Consider the following 25,793-nt stretch of genomic DNA (forward strand, 5'->3'; position numbering starts at 1 on the left):
CAGCGGGGCGTCGCGCCGGCTGTGCCCCTGCCCGGCCTCGGTGGGTAAGGTGGTGCCCCCCCCCGGCCCCCCGCCCCCCCCCCCCCCGGGCCCCCCCCCCCCCCCGCCGGCCGGCGCCCCCCCCCCCCCCCCCCGAGGGGAGCACCGCCCGATGACCACCACCTGCGAGCCCGCCGACACCCGCACCAAGGACGCCCGCACCCGGGCGGCCGGCCCGGCCGAGGAGGAGCTGCCGACCCCGCCGGCCGACGAGGAGGACATCCCCGTCCCGCCCGGCGCACCCAGCGCCCTGCTGCGCTCGCTGCTCGGCCCGCGCCGGGGCCGGATCGCCGCCGCGATGGTGGTGATCCTGCTCCAGCAGGCCGCCCTGCAGTCCGGACCGCTGCTGGTCGCCCTCGCGATGGACCGCGGCATCCCGGCGCTGCGCGACCACGACGCCGGCCCGCTGGTCGCCGTGGTCGCCGCCTACCTGGGCTGCGCGCTGCTCGGCACGCTGTTCCAGTGGACGTTCATCAGGGTCAGCGCCCGGGTCAACCAGGACGTCCTGATGGACCTGCGCGGCCGGATCTTCCGGCACGCCCAGCGGCTCAGCCTGGACTTCCACGAGCGGTACACCTCGGGCCGGATCATCTCGCGCGCCACCAGCGACGTGGAGGCGCTGCGCGAGCTGCTGTCCGAAGGGCTCCAGGAGCTGCTGACGGTCTCCCTGTCGGTCTGCTCCATATCGGTGATCCTGCTGGTGCTGGACTGGCAGCTCGGCCTGGCCGCGCTGCTCGCCTTCCTCCCGCTGGCCCTGATCACCCAGTCGTTCCGGCGCCGCTCGCGACTGGTCTACCGGCGCTCGCGCACCGCGGCGGCCTCGCTGATCGTCCGCTTCACCGAGACCATGAACGGCATCCGCCCGGTGAAGGCGTTCCGCCGCGAGCGGACCAACGACGCCGCCTTCGGCGTGGTGAACCGGCAGTCGGCCGACGCCACCGCGGACAGCCTGCTGGAGGTCGCCCGGTACGGGGGCCTGTCCCGGATGACGGCCAACATCTGGACCACCGGCGTGGTGGTGCTCGGCGCGTACCTGGTCACCGACGGCTCGGTCGAGCTGGGCGTGCTGACCGCCTTCGTGCTCTACCTGCACCGGCTGTTCGAGCCGATCGACCAGCTGGCGATGTTCCTGAACAGCTACCAGTCGGCCGCCGCCGCGCTGGAGAAGATCGCCGGCCTGCTCGCCCACGAGCCCACCGTGGCCGAGCCGGCCGCGCCCACGGAGCTGCCGGCCTCGACGATCAAGGGCCGGGAGGTGCACTTCGAGAAGACCCGGTTCGCCTACCGGACCGGCAAGGAGGTGCTGCCGCCGTTCGACCTGCTGCTGCCGGCCGGGCAGACCGTCGCCGTGGTCGGCGCGACCGGCGCGGGCAAGTCGACGGTGGCCAAGCTGCTCGCCCGGTTCTACGACCCGACCGAGGGCCGGATCACCCTGGACGGGGTGGACCTGCGCGAGCTGTCCGGCCCGGAGCTGCGGCGCGGGGTGGTGATGGTGACCCAGGAGTCCTTCCTGTTCTCCGGCACGGTCGCCGAGAACATCGCCATCGGCCGTCCGGGTGCCGAGCGCGCCGAGATCGAGGCGGCCGCGAAGGCGATCGGCGCGCACGACTTCATCGCCGAGCTGCCGGACGGCTACGACACCGACGTGCGCAAGCGCGGCGGGCGGATCTCGGCCGGCCAGCGGCAGCTGGTCGCCTTCGCCCGCGCGCTGCTCGCCGACCCGGCGGTGCTGATCCTGGACGAGGCCACCAGCTCGCTGGACGTGCCCGGCGAACAGGCGGTGCAGCAGGCGATGCGCACCGTGCTGGCCGGCCGGACGGCCGTGATCATCGCCCACCGCCTCTCCACCGTGGAGATCGCGGACCGGGTGCTGGTGATGGACCAGGGCCGGATCGTCGAGGACGGCACCCCGCGCGAGCTGATCGACCGCGAGGGACGCTTCGCCCAGCTGCACCGGGCCTGGCGGGACAGCCTGGTCTGACCGCCGACACTCCACAGGTAAGAGACCCAGGGCCCTTTCGTCCATTACTGAAAGGGCCTATGGTCGTTCCCGGGGCCCATCGGCCCGGCCCACAGGCCCGCCTCACCCACCCGCCCCACCCACGCCTCACGAAGGGGAGCGACCATGGTCGACCGTCACCACTGGGAGCAGTGGCAGCGCAGCTGGGACCGCCAGCAGGAGTGGTACCTGCCCGACCGCGAGGAGCGGTTCCGGGTGATGCTCGACCTCGTCGAGGCGGTGACCGGGCCCGCCCCGCGCGTCCTCGACCTCGCCTGCGGCACCGGCAGCATCACCGAGCGCCTGCTCGCCCGGCTGCCCGGCGCCACCAGCGTCGGCGTCGACCAGGACCCGGCGCTGATGGCCATCGCCCGCGGCGTCCTCGGCGAGGACGAGCGGTTCACCCTGGTCACCGCCGACCTCAAGGACCCGCGGTGGGCCGACGCCCTGCCGCCGGGCCCGTTCGACGCGGTGGTGACCGCCACCGCGCTGCACTGGCTGCCCGGCACCGCCCTGGTCCGGCTCTTCGGCGACCTGGCCGGCCTGCTCCGCCCCGGCGGGGTGTTCCTCAACGCCGACCACATGCCCGACCCGGCGATCCCGCTGCTCAACACCGCCGAACGGACCCTGCGGCACGGGCGGCAGGAGCGCGAGAAGGCCGAGGGCGTCCTGGACTGGGAGGGCTGGTGGCTCGCCGCCGCGGCCGACCCGCTGCTCACCGAGCAGGTGGCCGCCCGCAACCGGCTGTACGGCTCGCACGCCGACGGCGAGTCCCACCCGACCGGCTGGCACGTCGAGCGGCTGCGGGAGGCCGGCTTCGCCGAGGCCGGGGTGGCCTGGCGCTCGGTCACCGACGCCCTGGTGGCCGCCGTGCGGTAGGTGGGGCGGGCGGGGCGCCGGCCGGACCGGCGCCCCGCCCCTTCCGAAAGCCGGCTCAGCGCAGCAGCCCGGCGTCCATCCCCGCCGCCTCCGGCGGCAGCGCCACCAGGCCCAGCTCGGCGGGCGAGGCCAGCCGGCGGTGGGCGGGCAGCACCCGCACGGTGTAGCCGAACGGCCCGGTGCGGCAGAGCTCCAGGGAGCCCTCGTACCTGGTCCGCCCGTCCAGGTCGGGCCCGCCGACCGGCTTGAGGGCGAGCAGGCAGGCGTCGGAGATCCGGTCCGACTCGTCGACCCGGCCGGAGACCGCCTGCACCTCGACGTCGGCCGGCTGCAGGGTGCCGAGCGCCACCTGCACCCGCAGCGCCAGCGCGCTGCCCAGCTCCTGCGCCTCGTCCGGGGAGTCCGCCTCGACGTGCTCCACCCGGACGGCCGGCCAGGCCTCGCGCACCTTCGCCTTCCACTCGGCCAGCTCGTGGGCGGCCCGGAACGCGCCCGTCCCGGCCAGCTCCCGCTGGGCCAGCGCGGCCGGGGCGTAGAGCCGTTCGACGTACTCGCGCACCATCCGCCCGGCCAGCACCTTGGGCCCGAGGGTGACCAGGGTGTGCCGGACCATGGCGATCCACCGGTGCGGCAGGCCGTCCGAGCCCCGGTCGTAGAACCGGCCGGCCACCTGCTCCTCGATCAGGTCGTAGAGCGCGGCGGCCTCGATGTCGTCGCGCCGCTCGGCCTCCCGGCTGTCCGGGTCGAGCACCCGCTCGCCGGTGTCGGCGGTGGGGATCGCCCAGCCGTTCCGGCCGTCGAACCACTCGTCCCACCAGCCGTCCAGCACCGACAGGTTGAGGCAGCCGTTGAGCGCCGCCTTCATCCCGGAGGTGCCGCAGGCCTCCAGCGGGCGCAGCGGGTTGTTCAGCCAGACGTCGCAGCCGGGGTAGAGGCGCCGGGCCATCGCCATGTCGTAGTCCGGCAGGAAGACGATCCGGTGCCGGACGGCGGGGTCGTCGGCGAAGGCGACCATCTGCTGGATCAGCCGCTTGCCGCCGTCGTCGGCCGGGTGGGCCTTGCCGGCGACCACGATCTGCACCGGCCGGGTCGGGTGCAGCAGCAGCGCGCGCAGCCGCTGCGGGTCGCGGAGCATCAGGGTGAGCCGCTTGTAGGAGGGCACCCGGCGGGCGAAGCCGATGGTGAGCACGTCGGGGTCGAGCACCGAGGAGACCCAGCCGAGTTCGGCCTCCCCGGCCCCGCGCTGGCGCCAGGAGGCGCGCAGCCGGTCGCGGACCTCGTCGACCAGCTGGGCGCGCAGGGTGCGGCGCAGGTCCCAGATCTCGGTGTTGCCGATCCTCTCCAGCCCGGTCCAGCGCTGGGTGTCGCCGGTGGTCATGGCCTCCTCGGCGCGGTCGGCGCCGATCTCGGCGGCGCCGAGCCGCACGACGGCCGGGTCGATCCAGGTGGCGGCGTGCACGCCGTTGGTGACCGAGGTGATCGGCACGTCGGCGGGGTCGAAGCCGGGCCAGAGGCCGTTGAACATCGAGCGGCTGACCTCGCCGTGCAGGGTGGAGACGCCGTTGGCGCGCTGGGCGAGCCGCAGGCCCATGGCGGCCATGTTGAACAGCTTGGGGTCGCCACCGCGCCAGGTCTCGGCGCCGAGCGCGAGCACCTGCTCGACCGGGACGCCGGGCAGCGCGGTGTCGCCGCCGAAGTGCCGGGCGACCAGCTCGCGGTCGAAGCGGTCGATGCCGGCCGGGACGGGCGTGTGGGTGGTGAACAGGGTGCCGGCCCGGACCGCCTCCAGGGCGGCGGCGAAGTCGAGGCCGGCGTCGGCGACCAGTTCGCGGATCCGCTCGACGCCGAGGAAGCCGGCGTGGCCCTCGTTGGTGTGGAAGACCTCGGGGGCGGGGTGGCCGGTGAGCCGCTGGTAGGCGCGCACCGCCCGGACGCCGCCGATGCCCAGCAGCATCTCCTGGAGCAGCCGGTGCTCGCTGCCGCCGCCGTAGAGGCGGTCGGTGACGTCGCGCTCGGCGGGCGAGTTGGCCTCGATGCCGGAGTCGAGCAGCAGCAGCGGGACGCGGCCGACCTGGGCCTTCCAGATGTGCGCGGCCAGGGTGCGGCCGCCGGGCAGGGCGAGGTCGACCCGGCTGGGGGTGCCGTCGGCCTCGCGGAGCAGGGTGACGGCCAGCTCGTCCGGGTCCAGCAGCGGGTAGCGCTCCTGCTGCCAGCCGTCCCGGTCCAGGGACTGCCGGAAGTAGCCGTGCCGGTAGAAGAGGCCGACGCCGATGACCGGGACGCCGAGGTCGCTGGCGGCCTTGAGGTGGTCGCCGGCCAGGATGCCGAGGCCGCCGGAGTACTGGGGCAGCGCGGCGGCGATGCCGTACTCGGGCGAGAAGTAGGCGATGGCGGCGGGCAGCGGGGCGGCGGCCTGCTGCCCGGCGCTCTGGTACCAGCGCGGGCCGGCCAGGTACTCCCGCAGGTCGTCGGCGAGGTCGCCGAGCCGGCGCAGGAACCGGCGGTCGGCGGCGAGCGCGACGAGCCGGGCGGCGGGCACCTCCCCGAGCAGTCGCACCGGGTCCTCGCCCGTCGCGGCCCAGACGTCCGGGTCCACGGACCGGAAGAGGTCCCGGGTCTCGGGGTGCCAGGACCAGCGCAGGTTGAGGGCCAGCTCGTGCAACGGCTGGAGTTGTTCGGGCAGGACGGTGCGGACGGTGAATCTGCGGATTGCCTTCACGGCGTGAAGCGTAGCCTCGGCGGATGGCATGATGGTGCGTCAGTTGGGCTATTCGGCATCCGTTCGGCCTATTGATGAGATCGCATTCGGCGCATTGGTCTGCACGGGGGGCGCGCGAGGCGCACTTTCGGCGGGGCCGCGCCACCAATGCGTGAACACCGTGGAACAGATCCATTTCCGCCGGCGGGTCCGCGGCCGATCGGCGCTGAAACTCCTCGCGTACCGCTGCGGAATCGGGGCCACCGGTGCGAGGATGAAGCACGGTCGTTGATGCTGCGGGGTGTGCGGAGACGGGTGGCGTTCCCCCGCGAAGCAGCACGTCCGAATCCTTTTCGCGTTGACCGTTCCTCATCCTGATTGGTCCATTCGGCGCCCATCGCGGACCGCCGCGTGTCCTCGGTCCCGCCCTGCTCGTTCACGGGTGGGTCGGGTCGTCCGAGGGCACGCCCGGAGAGGCGTGCGCCGGAACGCGCGCGGGCTCTCGGGCCCTGTGCCACGGGCCGAGCAGGAGCGGGGCAGGTTGCCCGGAACGGCGGCGCGGGCAGGCTTCCGGTCGCACGTCCTCCCCACCCAGTAGTCCTCCCGGTACTCCCCTGGCCGCACCGGCCCGCGGGAGCTGCCGCCGATCTCGGGCAGGAGTTTGGCATGCACGGCGACACGCGGGACCAGTCCACACCGGTGGCCGACACCCTCGACGCAGCGGTCGCGGAATCCGCCGGACGGATGGATTCTGACACTCGGACAGACGCGGCGATGCCGGGGCCCAGGGGTGCCGTGGCTATGCGTACGGAGCGACCGGACGAACCGGCCCGGCAACCCGGGGCCGAGGAGGGCCGGCCCCACCGGGCAGAGACCCCGCGCAAGCGCACCACCACCCGCCGCAGCGCGAGCACCGCCACCCCTTCGGCCGCGCAGGCCGAGGGCGCCGCACCGGAGCGGACCGCCGCCGCGCGGACCGCCGCCGGGCACGCCCGTGCCAAGCCCGCGGCCCCCCGCAAGACCGCCGCCCGCAAGACGACAGAGAGCGACACCGTGATCGGCCGCATCCCCGTCCTGGACGTCAGCCCCCTCGTAGACGCCGGCCGCCGCCCGGCCAAGGCCGTGGTCGGCGAGACCTTCCGGGTCTGCGCCACCGTGTTCCGCGAGGGCCACGACGCGGTCGGCGCCAACGTCGTGCTGCGCGACCCGCGCGGGCGCAGCGGCCCGTGGACGCCGATGCGCGAGCTGGCCGAGGGCAGCGACCGCTGGGGCGCGTACGTCACCCCGACCGCCCCCGGCCGCTGGTCGTACCTGGTGGAGGCGTGGTCCGACCCGGTGGCCACCTGGCGCAGGACCGCCTCGGTCAAGCTGCCGGCCGGGATCGACACCGCGCTCGTCCTGGAGGAGGGCGCCCAGCTGCTGGAGCGCGCGGCCACCGGGGTGCCGAAGAAGGACGGCCGGGCGGTGGTGCTGGCCGCCGCGCAGGCGCTGCGCGACCCGGGCCTGCCGCCGCTGTCCCGGCTGGCCGCCGCGCTCGCCCCGGAGGTGCAGGAGCTGCTCGGCCGCTTCCCGCTGCGCGAACTGGTGAGCGCCTCCCGGCCGGCGCCGCTCCAGGTGGACCGGGAGCGCGCGCTGTTCGGCTCCTGGTACGAGTTCTTCCCCCGTTCGGAGGGCGCGGTGGTCGACCCGGCCGGGGTGGAGCCGCCCCGCTCGGGCACCCTGCGGACCGCCGCCGAGCGGCTGCCGGCGATCGCCGCGATGGGCTTCGACGTGGTCTACCTGCCGCCGGTCCACCCGATCGGGCGAGCCTTCCGCAAGGGCCCGGACAACACCCTGACGGCCGGTCCGCACGACGTCGGCTCGCCGTGGGCGATCGGCTCGCCGGAGGGGGGCCACGACGCCGTCCACCCGGACCTCGGCACCATCGAGGACTTCGACCACTTCGTGGCCGAGGCCGCCGCGCTGCACCTGGAGGTGGCGCTGGACTTCGCGCTCCAGTGCTCGCCGGACCACCCGTGGGTCAACAAGCACCCGGAATGGTTCAGCCACCGCGCGGACGGCACCATCGCCTACGCCGAAAATCCGCCGAAAAAATATCAGGATATTTATCCGATCAACTTCGACCAGGACATGGACGGAATCGTCAAGGAGACGATCCGGGTCCTCCGGTTCTGGATGGCGCACGGCGTACGGATCTTCCGGGTCGACAACCCGCACACCAAACCGGTGGTCTTCTGGGAGCGGGTGCTCGCCGACATCGCCCGCACCGACCCGGACGTCCTGTTCCTCGCCGAGGCCTTCACCCGCCCCGCGATGATGCACACCCTGGGGAAGATCGGATTCCACCAGTCGTACACGTACTTCACCTGGCGCAACAGCAAGGCGGAACTCACCGAGTACCTCACCGAGCTGGCCGGCGAGACGGCCTCGTACATGCGGCCCAACCTCTTCGCCAACACCCCGGACATCCTGCACGCCTTCCTCCAGCACGGCGGCCCGGCCGCCTTCGCGATCCGCGCCGTGCTGGCCGCCACCCTCTCCCCCAGCTACGGCGTGTACGCCGGCTTCGAGCTCCACGAGAACGAGCCGGCCCACCCCGGATCCGAGGAGTACCTGCACTCGGAGAAGTACGAACTGCGCCCCCGGGACTGGAGCCGCACCGACACCCTCGCCCCGCTGCTCACCGTCCTGAACCGGCTGCGCCGCCGTCACCCGGCCCTCCAGCAGCTGCGTTCGCTGCGCTTCCACCCCACCGACAACGACCAGGTGCTCGCCTACTCCAAGACCGCCCTGACACCCGACGGCCTCACCGACCACCTCATCACCGTGGTCAACCTGGATCCCCACCACGCCCAGGAGGCCACCGTCACCCTGGACGGGGACGGGCCGTACGCGGTCCACGACGAGCTCACCGGTGCCGCCTACACGTGGGGCCGGCACAACTACGTCCGGCTCGACCCCTCCGCCGAGCCGGCCCACCTCCTCACGGTTCGGAGGAACCCAGCGTGACAGTGAACGAGCCCGTCCCCGACACCTTCCCCGAGACCTCCGAGAAGAACCTGGACCCGGAGTGGTTCAAGCGCGCGGTCTTCTACGAGGTGCTGGTGCGGTCCTTCCAGGACAGCAACGGCGACGGGGTCGGGGACCTCAAGGGGCTCACGTCCAAGCTCGACTACCTGCAGTGGCTCGGCGTCGACTGCCTCTGGCTGCCGCCGTTCTTCGCCTCGCCGCTGCGCGACGGCGGCTACGACGTGTCCGACTACAAGGCGGTGCTCCCGGAGTTCGGCGACCTCGCCGACTTCATGGAGTTCGTGGACGCCGCGCACGCCCGGGGCATGCGCGTGATCATCGACTTCGTCATGAACCACACCAGCGACCAGCACCCGTGGTTCCAGGCCTCCCGGGAGGACCCGGACGGCCCGTACGGCGACTTCTACATGTGGGCCGACGACGACAAGCAGTACCCCGACGCCCGGATCATCTTCGTCGACACCGAGACCTCCAACTGGACCTACGACCCGGTGCGCAAGCAGTACTTCTGGCACCGGTTCTTCTCCCACCAGCCGGACCTCAACTACGACAACCCCCGGGTCCAGGACGAGATGATCGCCGGGCTGCGGTTCTGGCTCGACCTCGGCATCGACGGGTTCCGGCTGGACGCGGTGCCGTACCTGTTCGCGCGCGAGGGCACCAACTGCGAGAACCTGCCGGAGACGCACGAGTTCCTCCAGCGGGTCCGCAAGGAGATCGACGCCAACTACCCGGACACCGTGCTGCTCGCCGAGGCCAACCAGTGGCCGGAGGACGTCGTCGACTACTTCGGCGACTTCGCCTCCGGCGGCGACGAGTGCCACATGGCGTTCCACTTCCCGGTGATGCCGCGGATCTTCATGGCGGTCCGCCGGGAGTCCCGCTACCCCGTCTCGGAGATCCTCGCCAAGACACCCAACATCCCGCACGGCTGCCAGTGGGGCATCTTCCTGCGCAACCACGACGAGCTGACCCTGGAGATGGTCACCGACGAGGAGCGCGACTACATGTACGCGGAGTACGCCAAGGACCCGCGGATGCGCGCCAACGTGGGCATCCGCCGGCGGCTCGCCCCGCTGCTGGAGAACGACCGCAACCAGATCGAGCTCTTCACCGCCCTGCTGCTCTCCCTGCCCGGCTCACCGGTGCTCTACTACGGGGACGAGATCGGCATGGGGGACAACATCTGGCTGGGCGACCGGGACGGCGTCCGGACCCCGATGCAGTGGACCCCGGACCGCAACGCGGGTTTCTCCTCCGCCGACCCGGGCAGGCTCAGTCTGCCGCCCATCATGGATCCGGTGTACGGCTATCAGGTGACCAACGTCGAGGCGCAGCAAAGCAGTTCGAGTTCGCTGCTGCACTGGACGCGTCGCATGATCGAGATCCGCAAGCTCAACCCGGCGTTCGGCCTCGGCACCTACACCGAACTGCCCTCCAGCAACCCCGCGGTGCTGGCCTTCGTGCGCGAGCACGAGGGGGACCTGGTCATGTGCGTGAACAACTTCTCCCGCTTCGCGCAGCCGACCGAACTGGACCTGAGGCAGTACGGCGGACGGAACCCGGTCGAGCTGATCGGCGGGGTGCGCTTCCCCTCGATCGGCGAGTGGCCGTACCTGCTCACCCTCGCCGGCCACGGCTTCTACTGGTTCCAGCTCCGCCAGCCCCCCAGGCTGAGCGGAACCAGGCGATCGAAGTAACGATCCGGCACCCTGCCGCAGACCCCTCCGAAGCCTCCGGGGGCGCGAGTTCTCACCCCGCGCCCCCGGTCGTCTCTGCACCACCGCGTACGGAGAACAGCCCAACGGCCACCCACACGAAGGCGTGACACCCGGGCCCACCGCTCGCGTGCCGCGCCGCCGCGCCGCCGCAATCCGGAAGACTGACGGACCCGGCCAGACCCGTCGGGCGGTCCGCCCAGCTCCTCCGGGGAAAGGGAGTCATGTCCGAAACCTCCCGTTCGCAGGCCCCCCTGCACCGTGACGCCCCCGCCGCCACCGCGGCGGCCGCCCCGCGGGGCACCGGGGTCCGGAGGACCGCCCTGGGGGTCAGCGAACTCGTCCAGGCGGCGCTGCCGCTGATCGCCGAGTGGCTCCCCACCCAACGCTGGTACGCCGGGAAGGGCCGGCCGATCACCGGTCTGGTCCCCGTGGTCGGCACCCCCCTGCAGGTCGGCGACCCCGCCCTGCTGCACCTGCTGCTCCGGGTCGAGCACGCCACCACCGGCGCACCGCAGGGCGACCTGTACCAACTGCTGCTCGGCATCCGCTCGCAGGGCCCGACCGTCATCGAACCGGCCGCCGTCCTCGGCCGGCTCACCCAGGGCCCGTACGACGGGGCGGCGCTCTACGACGCGGTGCACGACCCGGAGCTCACCGGGCGGCTGCTGGAGCACCTGGCCACCGGCGACCGGTTCGGCTCGCTGTCCTTCCGCCGCACCCCCGGCTCCGGACTGCCCACCAACCTGCCCGGCCGCGCCTCCACCGCCGAGCAGTCCAACAGCTCGGTCATCTACGGCACCTCGTACATCCTGAAGCTGTTCCGCCGCGTCCACCCCGGCACCAACCCCGACCTCGAACTGTCGCTCGCGCTCTCCCGGGCCGGCTCGACCCGCATCCCCCGGGTCGCCGCCTGGTTCGAGAGCCGCCTGGAGCGCGCCGAGCCGGCCACCCTCGGGCTGCTCCAGCGCTACCTCCCCGAGGCCGAGGACGGCTGGGAGCTCGCCCTCGACCAGGTCGGCCGGCTCAAGGGCGACCCGTCGCCGGGCAACTTCGCGATCGAGGCGCACCGGCTCGGCCGGGCCACCGCCGAGGTGCACCGGGTGCTCGCCCGCTCGATGCCGGTCGCCCGGCTGGACCGCACCCAGACCCGGCAACTGGCCGCCGCGATGGCCGACCGGCTGGACGGCGCGGTGAGCGCCGTCCCCGGGCTGACGCGCTACCGCGGCGCGCTGCGCTCGGCCTTCGGGCAGATGGCCGACGCCCACCCGGACGGCCTGCCGGTCCAGCGGATCCACGGCGACCTGCACCTCGGCCAGGCGATGCGCACCCCGCACGGCTGGGTGCTGCTGGACTTCGAGGGCGAGCCGGCCAAGTCGGTCGCCGAGCGGCGCGAGCCGCAGACCGCGCTGCGGGACGTCGCCGCGATGCTCCGCTCCTTCGACTACGCCGCCGCCCACCTGCTGGCCGGCGGGCCGCCGGACCCGGAGCTGGCGCACCTGGCCGCCGCCTGGGCGCAGCGCAACCGCACCGCCTTCTGCGCCGGCTACACCGCGGGCGGCGGCACCGACCCGGCCGCCTCGCCGGAGCTGATGCGCGCGCTGGAGATCGACAAGGCGGTCTACGAGGTGGTGTACGAGGCCCGGCACCGGCCGAGCTGGCTGCCGATCCCGCTCGCCGCGATCAACCGGCTGGCCCTCACCGTCTGACGTCCCCCGTCCCTCCCCCCGCTCCGAGAGAGGTCCTCGCCGTGACGCCGCTCGACCCGCCAGGCCGCACCACCCGCCCCGTGCCGGCCACCTTCCTGGCCGGCCCGGACTCCCCGAAGCGTGAGCCCGCGACCGACCGGCGGGCCGAGCCGGCGCCCGCCCCCGGACCCGCCGAGCCGGCGCCCGCCACGCCCGCGGGGGCGCTGCGGCTGCCCGAGGCGCCGCTGCCGCCCGGCGAGGTGGACCGGCTGGTCGGCGGCCAGCACCACGACCCGCACGCCCTGCTCGGCGCCCACCCGGTGCACGGCGGCACCGCGATCCGGGTGCTGCGCCCGTTCGCCGAGCGGGTCGTGGTGGAGACCGGGCAGGGGCCCGTCGAACTCACCCACCAGCAGGGCGGCCTGTTCACCGGCCTGCTCGCCGCGCCGCAGGCGCCCGACTACCGGCTGCTGGTCAGCTACCCGGGCGGCGAGCCGATCCGCCAGCACGACGGCTACCGCACCCCGCCCACCCTCGGCGAGCTCGACCTGCACCTCATCTCCGAGGGCCGGCACGAGCAGCTCTGGAAGGCCCTCGGCTCGCACCTGCGCACCGTGGACGGCGTGCCCGGCACCGCGTTCGCCGTCTGGGCGCCGAACGCCGTGGGCGTGCGGCTGATCGGCGACTTCAACCACTGGGACGGCACCGGCCACCCGATGCGCTCGCTCGGCTCCTCCGGCGTCTGGGAACTGTTCGTCCCGGACCTCGGCGAGGGCGCCCAGTACAAGTACGAGATCCACACCCGGCAGGGCTGGGTGCTCGACAAGGCCGACCCGCTCGCCCGCGCCGCGCAGGTCCCGCCCGGCACCGCCTCGGTCGTCACCGCCTCCGCCCACCGGTGGCAGGACGGCGAGTGGATGGCCCGCCGGGCGCGCACCGCGCACCACCGCGCGCCGATGTCGGTGTACGAGCTGCACCTGCCGTCCTGGCGCCCCGACCTCACCGACTACCGTGCCATCGCCGCCGAACTCCCCGGGTACCTGAAGGAGCTGAACTTCACCCACGTGGAGTTCATGCCGGTCATGGAGCACCCGTTCGGCGGCTCCTGGGGCTACCAGGTGTCCGGCTACTACGCGCCCACGGCCCGGCTCGGCAGTCCGGACGACTTCCGCTTCCTGGTCGACACCCTGCATCAGCACGGCATCGGCGTGATCGTCGACTGGGTGCCGGCGCACTTCCCCAAGGACGACTTCGCGCTCGCCCGCTTCGACGGCGAGCCGCTGTACGAGCCGGCCGACCCGCTTCGCGCCGAGCACCCGGACTGGGGCACCCTGGAGTTCGACTACGGCCGGATCGAGGTGCGCAACTTCCTGGTCGCCAACGCGGTCTACTGGTGCGAGGAGTTCCACGTCGACGGCCTGCGGGTGGACGCCGTCGCCTCCATGCTCTACCTCGACTACTCGCGCGACAGCGGCGGCTGGACGCCCAACCGGTTCGGCGGGCGGGAGAACCTCGACGCGGCCGCCTTCCTGCAGGAGATGAACGCCACCGTCTACCGGCGCTGCCCCGGCGTGCTCACCGTCGCCGAGGAGTCCACCGCCTGGGACGGCGTCACCCGGCCCACCGACCAGGGCGGCCTCGGCTTCGGCCTCAAGTGGAACATGGGCTGGATGCACGACTCCCTGGTCTACATGAGCAAGGACCCGGTGCACCGCAAGTACCACCACAACGAGATCACCTTCTCGATGGTGTACGCCTACTCGGAGAACTACATCCTGCCGATCTCGCACGACGAGGTGGTGCACGGCAAGCAGGCTTTGGTCGCCAAGATGCCCGGCGACTGGTGGCAGCAGCGCGCCAACCACCGCGCCTACCTGGGCTTCATGTGGGCCCACCCCGGCAAGCAACTGCTCTTCATGGGGCAGGAGTTCGCCCAGGGCTCGGAGTGGCACCACGAGCAGGGCCCGCAGTGGTGGGTGCTCGACGAGCAGTGGCCGGCGCACCAGGAGCACCGGGGCGTACGCCGGCTGGTCCGCGACCTCAACCGGTGCTATCTCGAGAGCCCGGCGCTCTGGGAGCAGGACACCACGCCGGCGGGCTTCCGCTGGCTCGACGGCGGCTGCGCCGAGGACAACCTGCTCTCCTTCGTCCGCCACGCCGCCGACGGCACCCCCCTGGTGGCCGTCTGCAACTTCTCCCCCGTCGTCCGGCACGGCCACCGGGTCGGCCTGCCCGAGCTGACCGGCCGCGACCAGCTGTGGGAGGAGGCCCTCAACACCGACGCCGCGGAGTACGGTGGCAGCGGGACGGCCAACTCCCGTCCGGTGAAGGCCGAGGCGATCGCCTGGAACGGCCAGCCGCGCAGCGCCGAGCTGGTGCTGCCGCCGCTCGCGACCCTCTGGCTCCGCCCGGCGTGACGTTCTAGGCTCCCCGCCTGAGACGTCGGCAGCGGGCGGGGGGCCTTCTGTGGGATTGGTGCTGGGCTGGGGCTATGTCCTGCTGCCGCTGGCCTGTTGGGCGGCACTGGCCCGCACGAGGGTGGTCGGGGTGGTGGTCGCCGCCGTCCTGGCCGCCCTGGCGGTGATCCCGGTCGGGCTGGAGTACGCGTGGTTCCACAGCCGGGCCACCGCCGAGTCCCAGTCCGGCTACCCGCTCGCCGCCGGACTGGTGGTCCTGCTCGGCGCCCTGGCCGAGCGGCGGCGGTACGGGCCCCGGCCCGCCCGGGGCTCCGGCCAGCCGGCCGCCGGGGCGACCATCGCGATCGCCGCCCACTCCCTGGTCGGCCTCGTCATCGGCCTGCTCTACCAGCTGGCCGTCCACGAGCCCTTCTCCCCGGACCGCTCCGAGCTGTCGCTGCCGCCCGGCCTCGCCGTCGCCGAGGACAGCGGCCCTGACCGCAGCTGCGGACTGCACGCCTGCCGCCGCGACCTCCTGGTCGTGAGCACCGGGGGCCTGTCCGTCACCGAGGCGGCACTCCGGCTGCGGGCCCGGCTGGCCGCCGACGGCTGGCGGCCGGGGCCCGGCCCGGGCGAGAGCCTGGTCCACCGGCACGGCTGGCTGCTGGACAAGCGCGTCACGCGGCTGTCCCTCGCCGAGCGGCCCGCCGGGGTGGCAGTGCGGCTCACCGGCCCCGACCGCTTCCCCTGATGACCCGCGGCTCCCCCGATGACCTTCGGCCCCTTGCCCCCGCCCGGGCGCTCTGCTCGCGGACGGCCGTTCACGGTGCGAAGGTATGGTCGATATGACCACTTCCTGAGACGACGGGACGGAGAGAGCCGCGTGGCGCGCAGCGTGTACGTGACCGGGATCGACCGCGGGGACGGTCGCCAGGCGGTGGAGCTCGGGGTCATGGAGCTGCTCACCCGCCGGGTGGACCGGGTCGGGGTGTTCCGCCCCCTGGTGCACGCCCAGGCACCGGGCGAGGCCGGCTCGGACCACGTGGTCGAGCTGCTGCGCGCCCGGTACCGGCTGGACCTGCCGGCCACCGAGCTGTACGGCCTCACCTACGAGGAGGCCACCGCGCTGCAGGCCGCGCAGGGGCAGGACGAGCTGGTCTCGGTGCTGGTGGACCGCTTCCACGCGCTGGAGCGGCGCTGCCAGGCGGTCCTGGTGCTGGGCACCGACTTCGCCGGCACCAACATCCCCGACGAGCTGGCCTTCAACGCCCGGCTCGCCAACGAGTTCGGCGCCGCGGTGCTGCCGGTGGTCGGCGGGCACGGCGAGGACGCCGAGACGGTGATCGCCGAGGTCCGCAACGCCCACCGGGCCTACACCGACCTCGGCTGCGAGACCCTGGCGATGATCGCCAACCGGGTCGCCCCCGCCGCCAAGCAGCCGGTCCAGCGCAAGCTCACCGAGAAGCTGCCGATCCCGGCGTACGTCATCCCCGAGGAGCCGGCACTGGCCGCGCCGACCGTCGCCCAGCTGGTCGACGCGACCGGCGCCGAGGTGCTGCTCGGCGACGCGGCCGGGCTGGCCCGGGACGTGCGCGGCTTCGTCTTCGGCGGCGCCATGCTGCCGACCTTCCTGGACGCGCTGACCGAGGGCGCGCTGGTGGTCACCCCCGGGGACCGCGCCGACCTGGTGATCGGCTCGCTGGCCGCGCACGCCGCCGGCGCCCCGCCGATCGCCGGCGTGCTGCTCACCCTGGGCCAGCACCCCGGCCCGAACGTGATGGCGCTGGCCGCCCGGCTGGCCCCCGGCACCCCGGTCGCGGTCGTCCCCGAGGGCAGCTGGCTCACCGCCGCCGCCCTCACCCACCTGGAGGGCAAACTCTCCGCGGCCAGCCCGCGGAAGGCCGAGACCGCCCTCGGCCTGTTCGAACTGCACGTCGACACCGACGAGTTGACCAAGCTGATCGAGGTCGGCCGGTCCGAGCGGGTGACCCCGATGATGTTCGAGCACGAGCTGCTGGAGCGGGCCAGGGCGGGCCGCCGGCACGTCGTGCTGCCGGAGGGCACCGAGGAGCGGGTGCTGCGCGCCGCCGAGATCCTGCTGCGCCGCAACATCTGCGACCTCACCCTGCTCGGCGAGGCCGACGCCGTCCGCCGCAAGGCCGCGGCCCTGGGCATCGACCTGCCGGCGGAGGAGCCCGGCGCCGACCGCGCCCAGGTGCGGATCGTCGACCCGGCGACCAGCCCGCTGCGCCGCCAGTTCGCCGAGCTGTACGCCAAGCTGCGGGCGCACAAGGGCATGACCGTCGAGCTGGCCCTGGACGTGGTCACCGACGTCTCCTACTTCGGCACCCTGATGGTGCAGGAGGGCATCGCCGACGGCATGGTCTCCGGCGCGGTGCACTCCACCGCCGCCACCATCCGGCCCGCCTTCGAGGTGATCAAGACCTCGCCGGGCGCGTCCATCGTCTCCAGCGTCTTCTTCATGTGCCTGGCGGACAAGGTGCTGGTCTACGGCGACTGCGCGGTCAACCCCGACCCGGACGCCCAGCAGCTCGCCGACATCGCCATCCAGTCGGCCGCCACCGCCGCCCAGTTCGGCGTCGAGCCGAGGGTCGCGATGCTCTCCTACTCGACCGGCACCTCCGGCTCCGGCGCGGACGTCGACAAGGTCCGCAAGGCCACCGAGCTGGTGCGCGAGCTGCGCCCGGACATCCTGGTCGAGGGGCCGATCCAGTACGACGCCGCGGTGGACACGCACGTCGCGGCGACCAAGCTGCCGGGCTCGCCGGTGGCCGGCCGGGCGACCGTCCTGATCTTCCCGGACCTCAACACCGGCAACAACACCTACAAGGCGGTCCAGCGCTCGGCCGGGGCGGTCGCCGTCGGGCCGGTGCTCCAGGGGCTGCGCAAGCCGGTCAACGACCTGTCGCGCGGCGCACTGGTCCAGGACATCGTCAACACGGTGGCGATCACCGCCATCCAGTCGCAGGAGCGCGGGTCGGGGCCGCGCGCCGAAGGGGGCACGGCATGAGTGCGGGTACGCGGGTCCTGGTGCTGAACGCCGGCTCCTCGTCGGTGAAGTACCAGCTGATCGACATGCTGGACGGCGACCGGCTCGCCTCCGGGCTGGTCGAGCGGATCGGCGAGGCCGGCGGCCGGCTGGTGCACACCCCGCGCGGCGGGCCGGAGCGGGAGACCGTCCAGGCTTTCCCCGACCACGGCGCGGCCCTCAAGGCGGTCGCCGAGGAGCTGGCCGCCGACGGCCTCGGGCTGGACTCGCCCGAGCTGGCCGCGATCGGCCACCGGGTGGTGCACGGCGGGCTGCGGTTCACCGAGCCGACCGTGATCACCGACGACGTGCTCAAGGAGATCCGCCGGCTGATCCCCGTGGCGCCGCTGCACAACCCGGCCAACATCACCGGCATCGAGGTGGCCCGCGCGCTGCGGCCCGACCTGCCGCAGGTGGCCGTCTTCGACACCGCCTTCCACGCCTCGATGCCCGAGTACGCGGCCCGGTACGCGATCGACAAGGCGGTGGCCGACGAGCACCGGGTGCGCCGCTACGGCTTCCACGGCACCTCGCACCAGTACGTCTCGCGGGCCACCGCGCGGCTGCTCGGCAAGGACCCGGCCGAGGTCAACGTGATCGTGCTGCACCTGGGCAACGGCGCCTCCGCCTCGGCGGTGAGCGGCGGGCGCTGCGTCGACACCTCGATGGGCCTGACCCCCCTGGAGGGTCTGGTGATGGGCACTCGTTCGGGTGACATCGACGCGGGCGTGGTCTTCCACCTGCACCGGGTGGGCGGGCTGTCGATCGACGGGATCGACGACCTGCTCAACCGCCGCAGCGGCCTGCTGGGCCTGTGCGGCGACAACGACATGCGCGAGATCATGCGCCGCGCCGACGAGGGCGACGCGGACGCGAAGCTGGCCTTCGACACGTACGTCCACCGGGTGCGCAAGTACATCGGCGGGTACTACGCGGTGCTCGGCCGGGTGGACGCGATCGCCTTCACCGCGGGTGTCGGGGAGAACGCGGCACCGGTGCGGGCGGCCGCCGCGGCCGGGCTGGAGGAACTGGGCATCGCCGTCGACCCCGAACTCAACTCGGTACGCTCGCGCGAGCCGAGGATCATCTCCCCCGCGCTGCTGCCCTCGGGCGGCAGGGCGCGGGTGGCGGTCGCCGTCGTCCCCACCGACGAGGAGCTGGAGATCGCCCGGCAGGCCTTCGCCCTGGTGCACCGGACGTCCGAAAACTGACCCCCCGTCGTCTCGATCCGCGGACTCCTTCGTCGGCGATTCCTCTCCTTTCGGGCCGAATGCACCCATAACACGAACGGATAGACTGATCGATATGCGCCGAGCGAAAATTGTCTGCACCCTGGGTCCCGCGACGGACTCCTACGAACAGCTCAAGGCCATCGTCGAGGCGGGCATGAACGTCGCCCGACTGAACATGAGCCACGGCTCCCATGCGGAACACGAGGAGCGGTACCGCAAGGTCCGCCAGGTCTCGGAGGACACCGGCAAGACCATCGGCGTTCTGGCCGACCTCCAGGGCCCCAAGATCCGTCTGGCGACCTTCGCCAACGGACCGGTGACCGTCGACAACGGCGACGAGTTCACCATCACCACCGAGGACGTCCCCGGTGACCAGCACATCTGTGGAACCACCTACAAGGGCCTGCCGGGCGACGTCAAGCCCGGTGACCCGGTCCTGATCAACGACGGCGTCATCGCCCTGGAGGTCGTCAGCGTCGACGGCCCGCGGGTGAGGACCGTGGTCGTCGAGGGCGGCGTGCTCTCGAACAACAAGGGCATCAACCTCCCCGGCGCGGCCGTCAACGTGCCCGCGCTGTCCGAGAAGGACAAGGAGGACCTGCGCTTCGCCCTGCGCCTGGGCGTCGACATGGTCGCGCTGTCCTTCGTCCGCAACGCCGCGGACATCAAGGACGTCCACGCGGTCATGGACGAGGTCGGCATCCGGGTGCCGGTCATCGCCAAGATCGAGAAGCCGCAGGCCGTCGAGGCGATGGAGGAGATCGTCCTCGCCTTCGACGCGATCATGGTGGCCCGCGGCGACCTGGCCGTCGAGTACCCGCTGGAGCGGGTGCCGCTGGTCCAGAAGCAGCTGATCACCCTGGCCCGCCGCAACGCCAAGCCGGTCATCGTCGCCACCCAGATGATGGAGTCGATGATCCACGCCTCGCGCCCGACCCGCGCCGAGGTCTCCGACGTCGCCAACGCCATCCTGGACGGCACCGACGCGGTCATGCTGTCCGCCGAGTCCAGCGTCGGCAAGTACCCGGTCGAGACCGTCCGCACCATGAGCCGGATCTGCGAGAAGGCCGAGGAGGAGCTGGTCTCCCAGGGCCTCCAGCCGCTCAACCCGGGCCGCAAGCCGCGCACCCAGGGCGGCTCCATCGCCCGCGCCGCGTGCGAGCTGGGCGACTTCCTGAACGGCAAGGCGCTGGTCGCCTTCACCAAGTCCGGTGACACCGCGCGGCGGCTCTCCCGCTACCGCTCGCCGATCCCGGTGATCGCCTTCACCCCGGACCACGCGACCCGCAACCAGCTCTCGCTGAGCTGGGGCGTCGAGGCGCACGTGACCGAGCAGGTGGAGACCACCGACGAGATGGTCGCGCAGGTCGACCGCGAGCTGCTGCGCATCAGCGAGCTGGGCGAGGGCGACACCGTGATCGTCACCGCCGGCTCCCCGCCCGGCATCCCCGGCAACACCAACATGGTCCAGGTGCACCACCTGGGCACCCGCACCTCGTAAGGCGGCGCGGAACACGCCCGTGGGGCGGTCCCTCCGGACGGGAGGGGCCGCCCCACGGGCGTTTCGGCGGGCCGGGAGCCCGGGGTCAGGCGTTCCCGGGGTAGGGCTTGTCGTCGTTGTAGAGCTGCATGCCGGGGATCTTCAGGGTGCCGCCGAACTGGCCCGACTGGATCGCGGTCACCCCGGTCAGCTCGATCCACAGCGGGAGCTGGAGCTGGCCGATCAGGTCGTACAGCCACTGCGGCAGCGGACCGTCCGGGGTGAGGGTGAGCTCGCCGAGGTCGATCGGGATCGGCAGGCCGAGCACCTTGGACAGGTGGCCGGAGAGCCGCTCCACGTACATGGTGACCGGGCCCTTGCGCATGGTCGAGGTCGAGCCGGGCGCGCCCTTCACGTGGAAGGTCTTGCCGTTGCCCTGCAGCGTCGACATGTGCAGGTTCTCGATGTCGACGCTCTCCACCTCGAACTTCAGCACCCGCTTGGTGCCGGTCGGCGTCCGGACGTCGACCACGCCGAGCAGCACGGCGTGGTTGAGGCCGAGCCGGGTCGTCTGCAGGGTCCAGTTCTGCTCCGGCACCAGGATCGGGTTGTCGGCCGGCTTGCCGTCGGGGGCGAGCCCCTCGGTGCCGACCAGGCAGTTCGGGTCCTTGGACGGCGTGGCCGAGGGGCTGCCGGACGCGCTCGGCTTCACCGAGGCGGACGGGGTCCCGGACGGGGTCCCGGAGGGGCCGGCGGACGGGGTCCCGGAGGGGCCGGCGGACGGGCTGCCGGACGGCTCGGCGGTCGACGAGGGGGTGTCGGTCGGCCGCGGGCTCGCCGGCGCCGTCGAGGCGGTCGGCTCGGGCGTTCCCGGGGTGGCGGAGGGCGTGGGCGCGGCGGTGCCGGCCGGCGTCCCCGTCGGCTCGGCGGCCGGGGTGCCCGTCGGCGCCCCGGTCCCGGCGGCCGGTGCCTGGGTGGTCGGCGCCGGGGCGGCGGCGCGCGCGCCGGCGGACGGGCTCGCGGTGGGGCTCGCCGAGCCGCCCGGGCGGACCGGGTCGGTGGTGACGCCGACGATGTCGTCGATCGGACCGGCCTGGACGGCCCCGCCGCCGGTGCTCGCGCGGGCGGTCGCGGTCGCGGTCGCGGTCGCCGTCCCGGTCGCGGCCGGCTTCGGCACACTCGCCGGGCCGGCGCTCGTCGGTGCGGCGGTCGGCGCGGACGTCCTGGTGGCGGTGGCCTTGGGCACCGGCACGGTCGGGCCGGGGATCGGCGGCGGCAGCTCGCTCTTGGGCACCGGCGTCTCGGCGACGGCGGGCGGCTGCGGCACGGCGTCCGGCGCGGTGGCGCACGGCTTGCCGGCGGTGGACTCGGCGATCGCCGGGTTCGGCGTGTAGGCGGCGGCCATCAGCAGCGCGGTCGGCACGGCGGCCATCGCCAGCGCCCGGCCGCGCAGCCGGACCCGCACGGGCGTACGGGGCGCCGCGTGCCGGGGCGAGCGCTGCGCCGGGGCCTGCGGAAGCTCCTCGCGCGGGTCGCTCACCGGACCTCCTTCGGCTCGCCGGCCTGCTGCGCCGGAACGGTTCCCCCGGCGGCGGCCGGGGGCTGCTGGGCGGCGGGCGCGTCACCGGCGGGAGCCTCGGCAGCGGGCGCGGCGGCGACCGGCGCCTCCGCAGCGGGAGCCTCGGCAACGGGCGCGGGGGCCGCCTCGGCGGCGAGCACACCGGCGGCCCCGGCCGCGTCGTCGGCGGGCGGAAGCGGCGCCCAGGCGATCATCAGACCGCCACCGATCAGACCGGGCAGGACCGACAGCCCGAAGCCGCCCAGGTTGGAGACCGGGATCGCGACCAGGGTGAGCAGCGTGGTGGCGATGCCCGCGAAGACCCGGACGACCGGCTGGAACCAGGCGGTCAGCCCGAGCACGATCAGCAGCATCCCGATGATCAGCGAGCCCGCGCCCCCGGTGGTGGCCATGGCGAGCGTCATGCCGTTCAACGACAGGTTGGCGTACGGGAAGTACATGATCGGGATGCCGGCGAGGACGGCCAGCAGTCCGCCCCAGAACGGCCGGGAGCGGCGGAAGTCACGGAACACCCGGCGCACCCACCGCAGGGGGTTCTCGCGTTCGGCGGGCCGCGGCTCGGCAAGGGTGCTGGACACGGAGCAGCTCCTCGGAGGTGTGACGAGGTGAAACGGAAAGGGGGAGCCCGGGGACGGCGGCCCCTACGGCCACCGTCCCCGGCCCCCGACCCGCCGTCAGGCGGTCAGCCGGTCAGCCGGTCAGCCGGGGAACCGGCTCAGAAGCACTCGTGGCCCGCGTCGGTGTAGAGGTTGAGCTTCAGGCCCTTGAGCTTGAAGGTGCCCGCCGAGGTGGCCCACGCGGTCTGCTTGGCGCCGTACAGGTCGGCGGTCTCCGCGGCCTGCGCGAAGCCGGTCTTGCCGCTGGGCAGGCCGGAGCCGAGCGCGGACTTCCAGTTCTTGGTCGCCGTGCCGTCGAGGGTGGAGGCGTCCTGGCCGATGTTGATGTTGCCGAACTCGGCGTCGGCCTCAAGGGAATCGAGGTCGATCAGCAGGTTGGCGGCCTCGACCTGGCGGTCCTGCTGCTCGCTGTCACCGGCCTCCAGGCGGAGGGTGATCTTCGGGAGCTTGAACGGCAGCGGGATCACGTTCGGGTCGGTGACCAGCGACTGGCACAGGCCCTTGATCCGGGCCGTGTCGAAGGCCGAGACCGCGACCGGGTGGGTCGTCTTGTCCTTCTCGACGTCGATCGAGCCGAACTGCGCGAACTTGGTGCCGTGCAGCTCCTTGGCGCTGACCTTGAACTGCTGGCCCGAGATGCTGAACGAGGCGGCGAGCGCGCTGTTCGCCAGGCCGACGCCGACCGCGGCGGTGGCCGCGAGGCTCGGCACCATCACCAGGGCGAAGCGCTTCCAGCGGGTCTTGCCGTAGGTCTTGGACATGCGTGTCCTCCTTCTGGGACGTACATCTCCGGCTCCCCGGTGGCGAGTCCCGCACCGGTGGGGCCTGGGATGGGAGAGAGCTACGTCCTCGGTAGCGGAGAGCGCCGTGGCAACACCGGCGATCCCCCCGAGCGACAACCAGTGACCGCGCGGGCAGCGCGGCCGTGCGAAGGACAGGAACCGCCGTGGGACCGCGGATACCCCCCTGCCCTCTCGCCGGCGGCATGACCGCCGGCCGCCCGGTGGGGATCCCCTCCTCCGGGTCCGCCGACCGGCTGCCGGCGGGGGTCGAAGTGTGGGGACCGGGCGTGCCGATGCTGCTCGAATCCCGGGCGAAGCACAAGAGGTTGCATTACTGACGGGTAATCCCACTTGGCGCGGATGATCATGAAATCGGCGCCCCGGATACGCAGCGTCACCAAATGGAGGATTCGTGGGGGCGAAATCCCTCGGAAACATCAGTGAAACACCCGCGGACGGTCACATGTCGTGACCGTCCACGGGTGTTGTCAAGATTTGGTAAACCTCAGCGGTGATGGCCGGATTGTCGCCAAATCACCCGGCGGCACCGCAGGTCATCCGCCGTGTCGCCGACCGGAGTTCAGAACAGCACCCGGGCCAGCGCCTGGCGCGCCGCGGTGACCCGCGGGTCCTCGGGGCCGATCACCTCGAACAGCTCCAGCAGCCGCAGCCGGGCGGCGTCCCGGTCCGCGCCGAAGGTCCTGCCGACCGTCGACACCAGCCGGCCGAAGGCGTCCTCGACGTGCCCGCCGACCAGGTCCAGGTCGGCCGCCCTCAGCTGGACCTCGACGTCCTTCGGGTCGGCCGCGGCGGCGGCCCGCACGGTCTGCAGGTCCAGCCCCTCGACCCGCTGCAGCAGCTCGGCCTGGGCCAGGCCGAGCTTGGCCTCGGCGTTGCCCGGCTGGTCGGCCAGCACGTTCCGGTAGGCCTGGATGGCACCGCCCAGGTCCCCCTGGTCGAGCGCGTCGTGGGCCGCGGACAGCGCCGGGTCCTCCGGACGGAGCGGGGCGGCCGCCTCCGCGCCCTCGGCGGGCGCGCCGCCGGTGCCGACGATGCCGAAGCGCTGCTCGGCGACCAGGATCAGCTGGTCGAGCACCTTGCGGACGTTGGCCTCGTTCTCGGCGCCCTGGAACAGCGGGACCAGCTGGCCGGCCACCACGGCCATCACGGCCGGGATGCCCTGGATGCCGAACTGCTGGGCGATCAGCTGGTTGGCGTCGACGTCGATCTTGGCGAGCACGATCCGGCCGGCGTACTCCTCGGCCAGGCGCTCCAGGATGGGGCTGAGCTGCTTGCAGGGCCCGCACCACTCGGCCCAGAAGTCGACGACCACCGGCACCTCGGTGGACCGCTGGACCACCTCGGCCTCGAAGGTGTCCTCGGTGACGTCGACGACGAGCGGGTACCCGGCCCCGGCCGGGGCGTCCCCGGCCGCCTCACCGGCGGCCGACTGGCGGGCCCGCTCGGCCCTGGCCTGCTCGGCCTTCTGGGCAGCCTCGCCGGCTGCCTTCACCGCGGCGAGGTCGACCGCACCACGCAGGGCGGCACTGTTGAGACGAGAATTCCGTGGCTGCATGGCACCATCCTCCCCCGCCCGCGCCGCTGGTGGGCACCAACCTCCCGGAAAACGCCCCGCGCGGGCTGCGCGGTCCCGATTCCCGGGGTGGCGGAGCCACTGCCCGATAGCCTGAACCGTTTCGGCACGGATCCCCATCCGCGCCCGCGCCGCTCCCGTCCCACGGGACGCGGCGCCTGGTCGTCGCTTTCGCTACGAGTCGTAGCGTAACTGGACCCGGGGCATCCGCCGCAACCCCTGCCGCCCCCCGGCCGACGTGAGGTGGGCCACTTTCCCGGGCGGCCCGGCTGACCTGGACACGCGAAAGTCGCTACCGTTACCGCTCCCACCCAAGTTACTTACCGGTAAATCGCAAGGAGGCCCGGTGCCGGCCCCCCAGCCACCCCTCCCGGAGAGCCCGGAGACCGCCGTCACCCGGACCAAGGGCCGCCCGCGCAGCGCCGCCGCCGACCGCGCCATCCTGGACGCCACCCGCGAGGCCCTCGCCGAACTCGGCTGGGGCGGGCTCACCATGGGCCACGTCGCGACCCGCGCCGGGGTCGCCAAGACCACCCTGTACCGCCGCTGGCCGTCCAAGAACGAGCTGGTGGTGGACGCCGTCGCCAGCCTCTTCGACGAGCTGGCGATGCCCGACCTGGGCAGCCTGCAGGCCGACATCGAGGCGGTGGTGGCCCAGTTCGCCGAACTGCTGGCCCGCCCGGAGAGCCAGGCGGCGCTGCTCGCCCTGTTCGCCGAGGGCTCCCGCGACGGTGAGCTGCGCCGGCGGATCCGGGAGGCGATCGTCGACCCGCAGAAGCGGCTGGTCCGGCAGGGCCGCGCGGCGGCCCAGGCCCGCGGCGAGCTGGCCCCGGACGACGACGAGGCGACCGCCCGCGAGGAGGTCGACATCATCTTCGACACCATCGCCGGCACGGTCGAGCACCGGGTGCTGGTGAGCGGCGAGCCGATCACCCCCGAGTGGACCCGGCGCTTCACCGGCCTGCTGCTCGGCACCTTCCCGGGCCCGTGAGCGGCTGAGCGCGCGCGAAGGC

Annotated in this window: 16 protein-coding genes; 11 read left to right on the forward strand and 5 right to left on the reverse strand. The window is 73.3% G+C overall.

The features are described from left to right. Positions 1–151: 151 nt before the first annotated feature. Complete coding sequence (locus ABT093_RS10285; RefSeq protein WP_350562470.1) at positions 152–2,020, forward strand: ABC transporter ATP-binding protein; 1,869 nt, start codon at positions 152–154, stop codon at positions 2,018–2,020. A 144-nt stretch (positions 2,021–2,164) separates the two neighbouring features. Beyond that, positions 2,165–2,917 (forward strand): class I SAM-dependent methyltransferase, encoded by a 753-nt coding sequence (locus ABT093_RS10290; RefSeq protein ID WP_350562472.1) that lies wholly within the window; start codon positions 2,165–2,167, stop codon positions 2,915–2,917. 55 nt (positions 2,918–2,972) lie between these two features. Here the strand turns inward: ABT093_RS10290 and glgP are convergent, their stop codons facing one another. After that, positions 2,973–5,636 carry an alpha-glucan family phosphorylase gene (gene glgP, locus ABT093_RS10295; protein WP_350562474.1) on the reverse strand — a complete coding sequence of 888 codons (2,664 nt, stop codon included), beginning with the start codon at positions 5,634–5,636 and terminating at the stop codon, positions 2,973–2,975. A gap of 1,032 nt (positions 5,637–6,668) precedes the next feature. Here glgP and ABT093_RS10300 point away from each other — a divergent pair. The 8 genes from ABT093_RS10300 (at position 6,669) to pyk (ending at position 20,229) form a co-directional block, all read left to right on the forward strand. After that, positions 6,669–8,624: an alpha-1,4-glucan--maltose-1-phosphate maltosyltransferase gene (locus ABT093_RS10300; protein ID WP_350562786.1), complete on the forward strand. Its 1,956-nt coding sequence runs from the start codon at positions 6,669–6,671 to the stop codon at positions 8,622–8,624. Next, positions 8,621–10,345, forward strand: coding sequence for a maltose alpha-D-glucosyltransferase (gene treS, locus ABT093_RS10305; RefSeq protein WP_350562476.1), 1,725 nt, complete (start codon positions 8,621–8,623; stop codon positions 10,343–10,345). Before ABT093_RS10300 ends, treS begins: the two co-directional genes overlap by 4 nt. 242 nt (positions 10,346–10,587) lie before the next feature. Then, positions 10,588–12,072: a maltokinase N-terminal cap-like domain-containing protein gene (locus ABT093_RS10310; protein ID WP_350562478.1), complete on the forward strand. Its 1,485-nt coding sequence runs from the start codon at positions 10,588–10,590 to the stop codon at positions 12,070–12,072. A gap of 80 nt (positions 12,073–12,152) precedes the next feature. Continuing rightward, positions 12,153–14,468, forward strand: coding sequence for a 1,4-alpha-glucan branching protein GlgB (glgB, locus tag ABT093_RS10315; protein WP_502884193.1), 2,316 nt, complete (start codon positions 12,153–12,155; stop codon positions 14,466–14,468). A gap of 49 nt (positions 14,469–14,517) precedes the next feature. Then, positions 14,518–15,198: a hypothetical protein gene (locus tag ABT093_RS10320; RefSeq protein ID WP_350562480.1), complete on the forward strand. Its 681-nt coding sequence runs from the start codon at positions 14,518–14,520 to the stop codon at positions 15,196–15,198. Positions 15,199–15,330: 132 nt separating this feature from the next. Then, on the forward strand, positions 15,331–17,478 hold the full coding sequence (gene pta / locus ABT093_RS10325; protein WP_350562482.1) for a phosphate acetyltransferase: 2,148 nt from the start codon (positions 15,331–15,333) through the stop codon (positions 17,476–17,478). Beyond that, a complete protein-coding gene (locus ABT093_RS10330) occupies positions 17,475–18,707 on the forward strand; it encodes an acetate kinase (RefSeq protein WP_350562484.1) in 1,233 nt (410 codons plus the stop codon). The genes pta and ABT093_RS10330 overlap by 4 nt, the downstream gene beginning before the upstream one ends. Before the next feature lie 94 nt (positions 18,708–18,801). Continuing rightward, positions 18,802–20,229 (forward strand): pyruvate kinase, encoded by a 1,428-nt coding sequence (pyk, locus tag ABT093_RS10335; RefSeq protein WP_350562486.1) that lies wholly within the window; start codon positions 18,802–18,804, stop codon positions 20,227–20,229. Between the two features lie 85 nt (positions 20,230–20,314). Here pyk and ABT093_RS10340 read toward each other — a convergent pair whose 3' ends face one another. From ABT093_RS10340 to trxA, 4 genes are all read right to left on the reverse strand, one after another. Continuing rightward, a complete protein-coding gene (locus tag ABT093_RS10340) occupies positions 20,315–21,748 on the reverse strand; it encodes a hypothetical protein (protein WP_350562488.1) in 1,434 nt (477 codons plus the stop codon). After that, on the reverse strand, positions 21,745–22,365 hold the full coding sequence (locus tag ABT093_RS10345) for a DUF6114 domain-containing protein (protein ID WP_350562490.1): 621 nt from the start codon (positions 22,363–22,365) through the stop codon (positions 21,745–21,747). Before ABT093_RS10345 ends, ABT093_RS10340 begins: the two co-directional genes overlap by 4 nt. A 137-nt stretch (positions 22,366–22,502) precedes the next feature. Beyond that, positions 22,503–23,165 (reverse strand): DUF6230 family protein, encoded by a 663-nt coding sequence (locus ABT093_RS10350; RefSeq protein ID WP_350562492.1) that lies wholly within the window; start codon positions 23,163–23,165, stop codon positions 22,503–22,505. A 601-nt stretch (positions 23,166–23,766) separates the two neighbouring features. Then, the gene (gene trxA, locus ABT093_RS10355) at positions 23,767–24,762 is read right to left on the reverse strand and encodes a thioredoxin (RefSeq protein ID WP_350562494.1); all 996 of its coding nucleotides are present in this window, start codon (positions 24,760–24,762) and stop codon (positions 23,767–23,769) included. 364 nt (positions 24,763–25,126) lie between these two features. On the opposite strand from trxA, the gene ABT093_RS10360 reads away from it, so the two are divergent. Next, complete coding sequence (locus tag ABT093_RS10360; RefSeq protein WP_350562496.1) at positions 25,127–25,771, forward strand: TetR/AcrR family transcriptional regulator; 645 nt, start codon at positions 25,127–25,129, stop codon at positions 25,769–25,771. Positions 25,772–25,793 lie beyond the last annotated feature (22 nt).

The sequence above is a fragment of the Kitasatospora sp. NPDC002551 genome, assembly GCF_040296005.1.
Lineage (GTDB): Bacteria > Actinomycetota > Actinomycetes > Streptomycetales > Streptomycetaceae > Kitasatospora.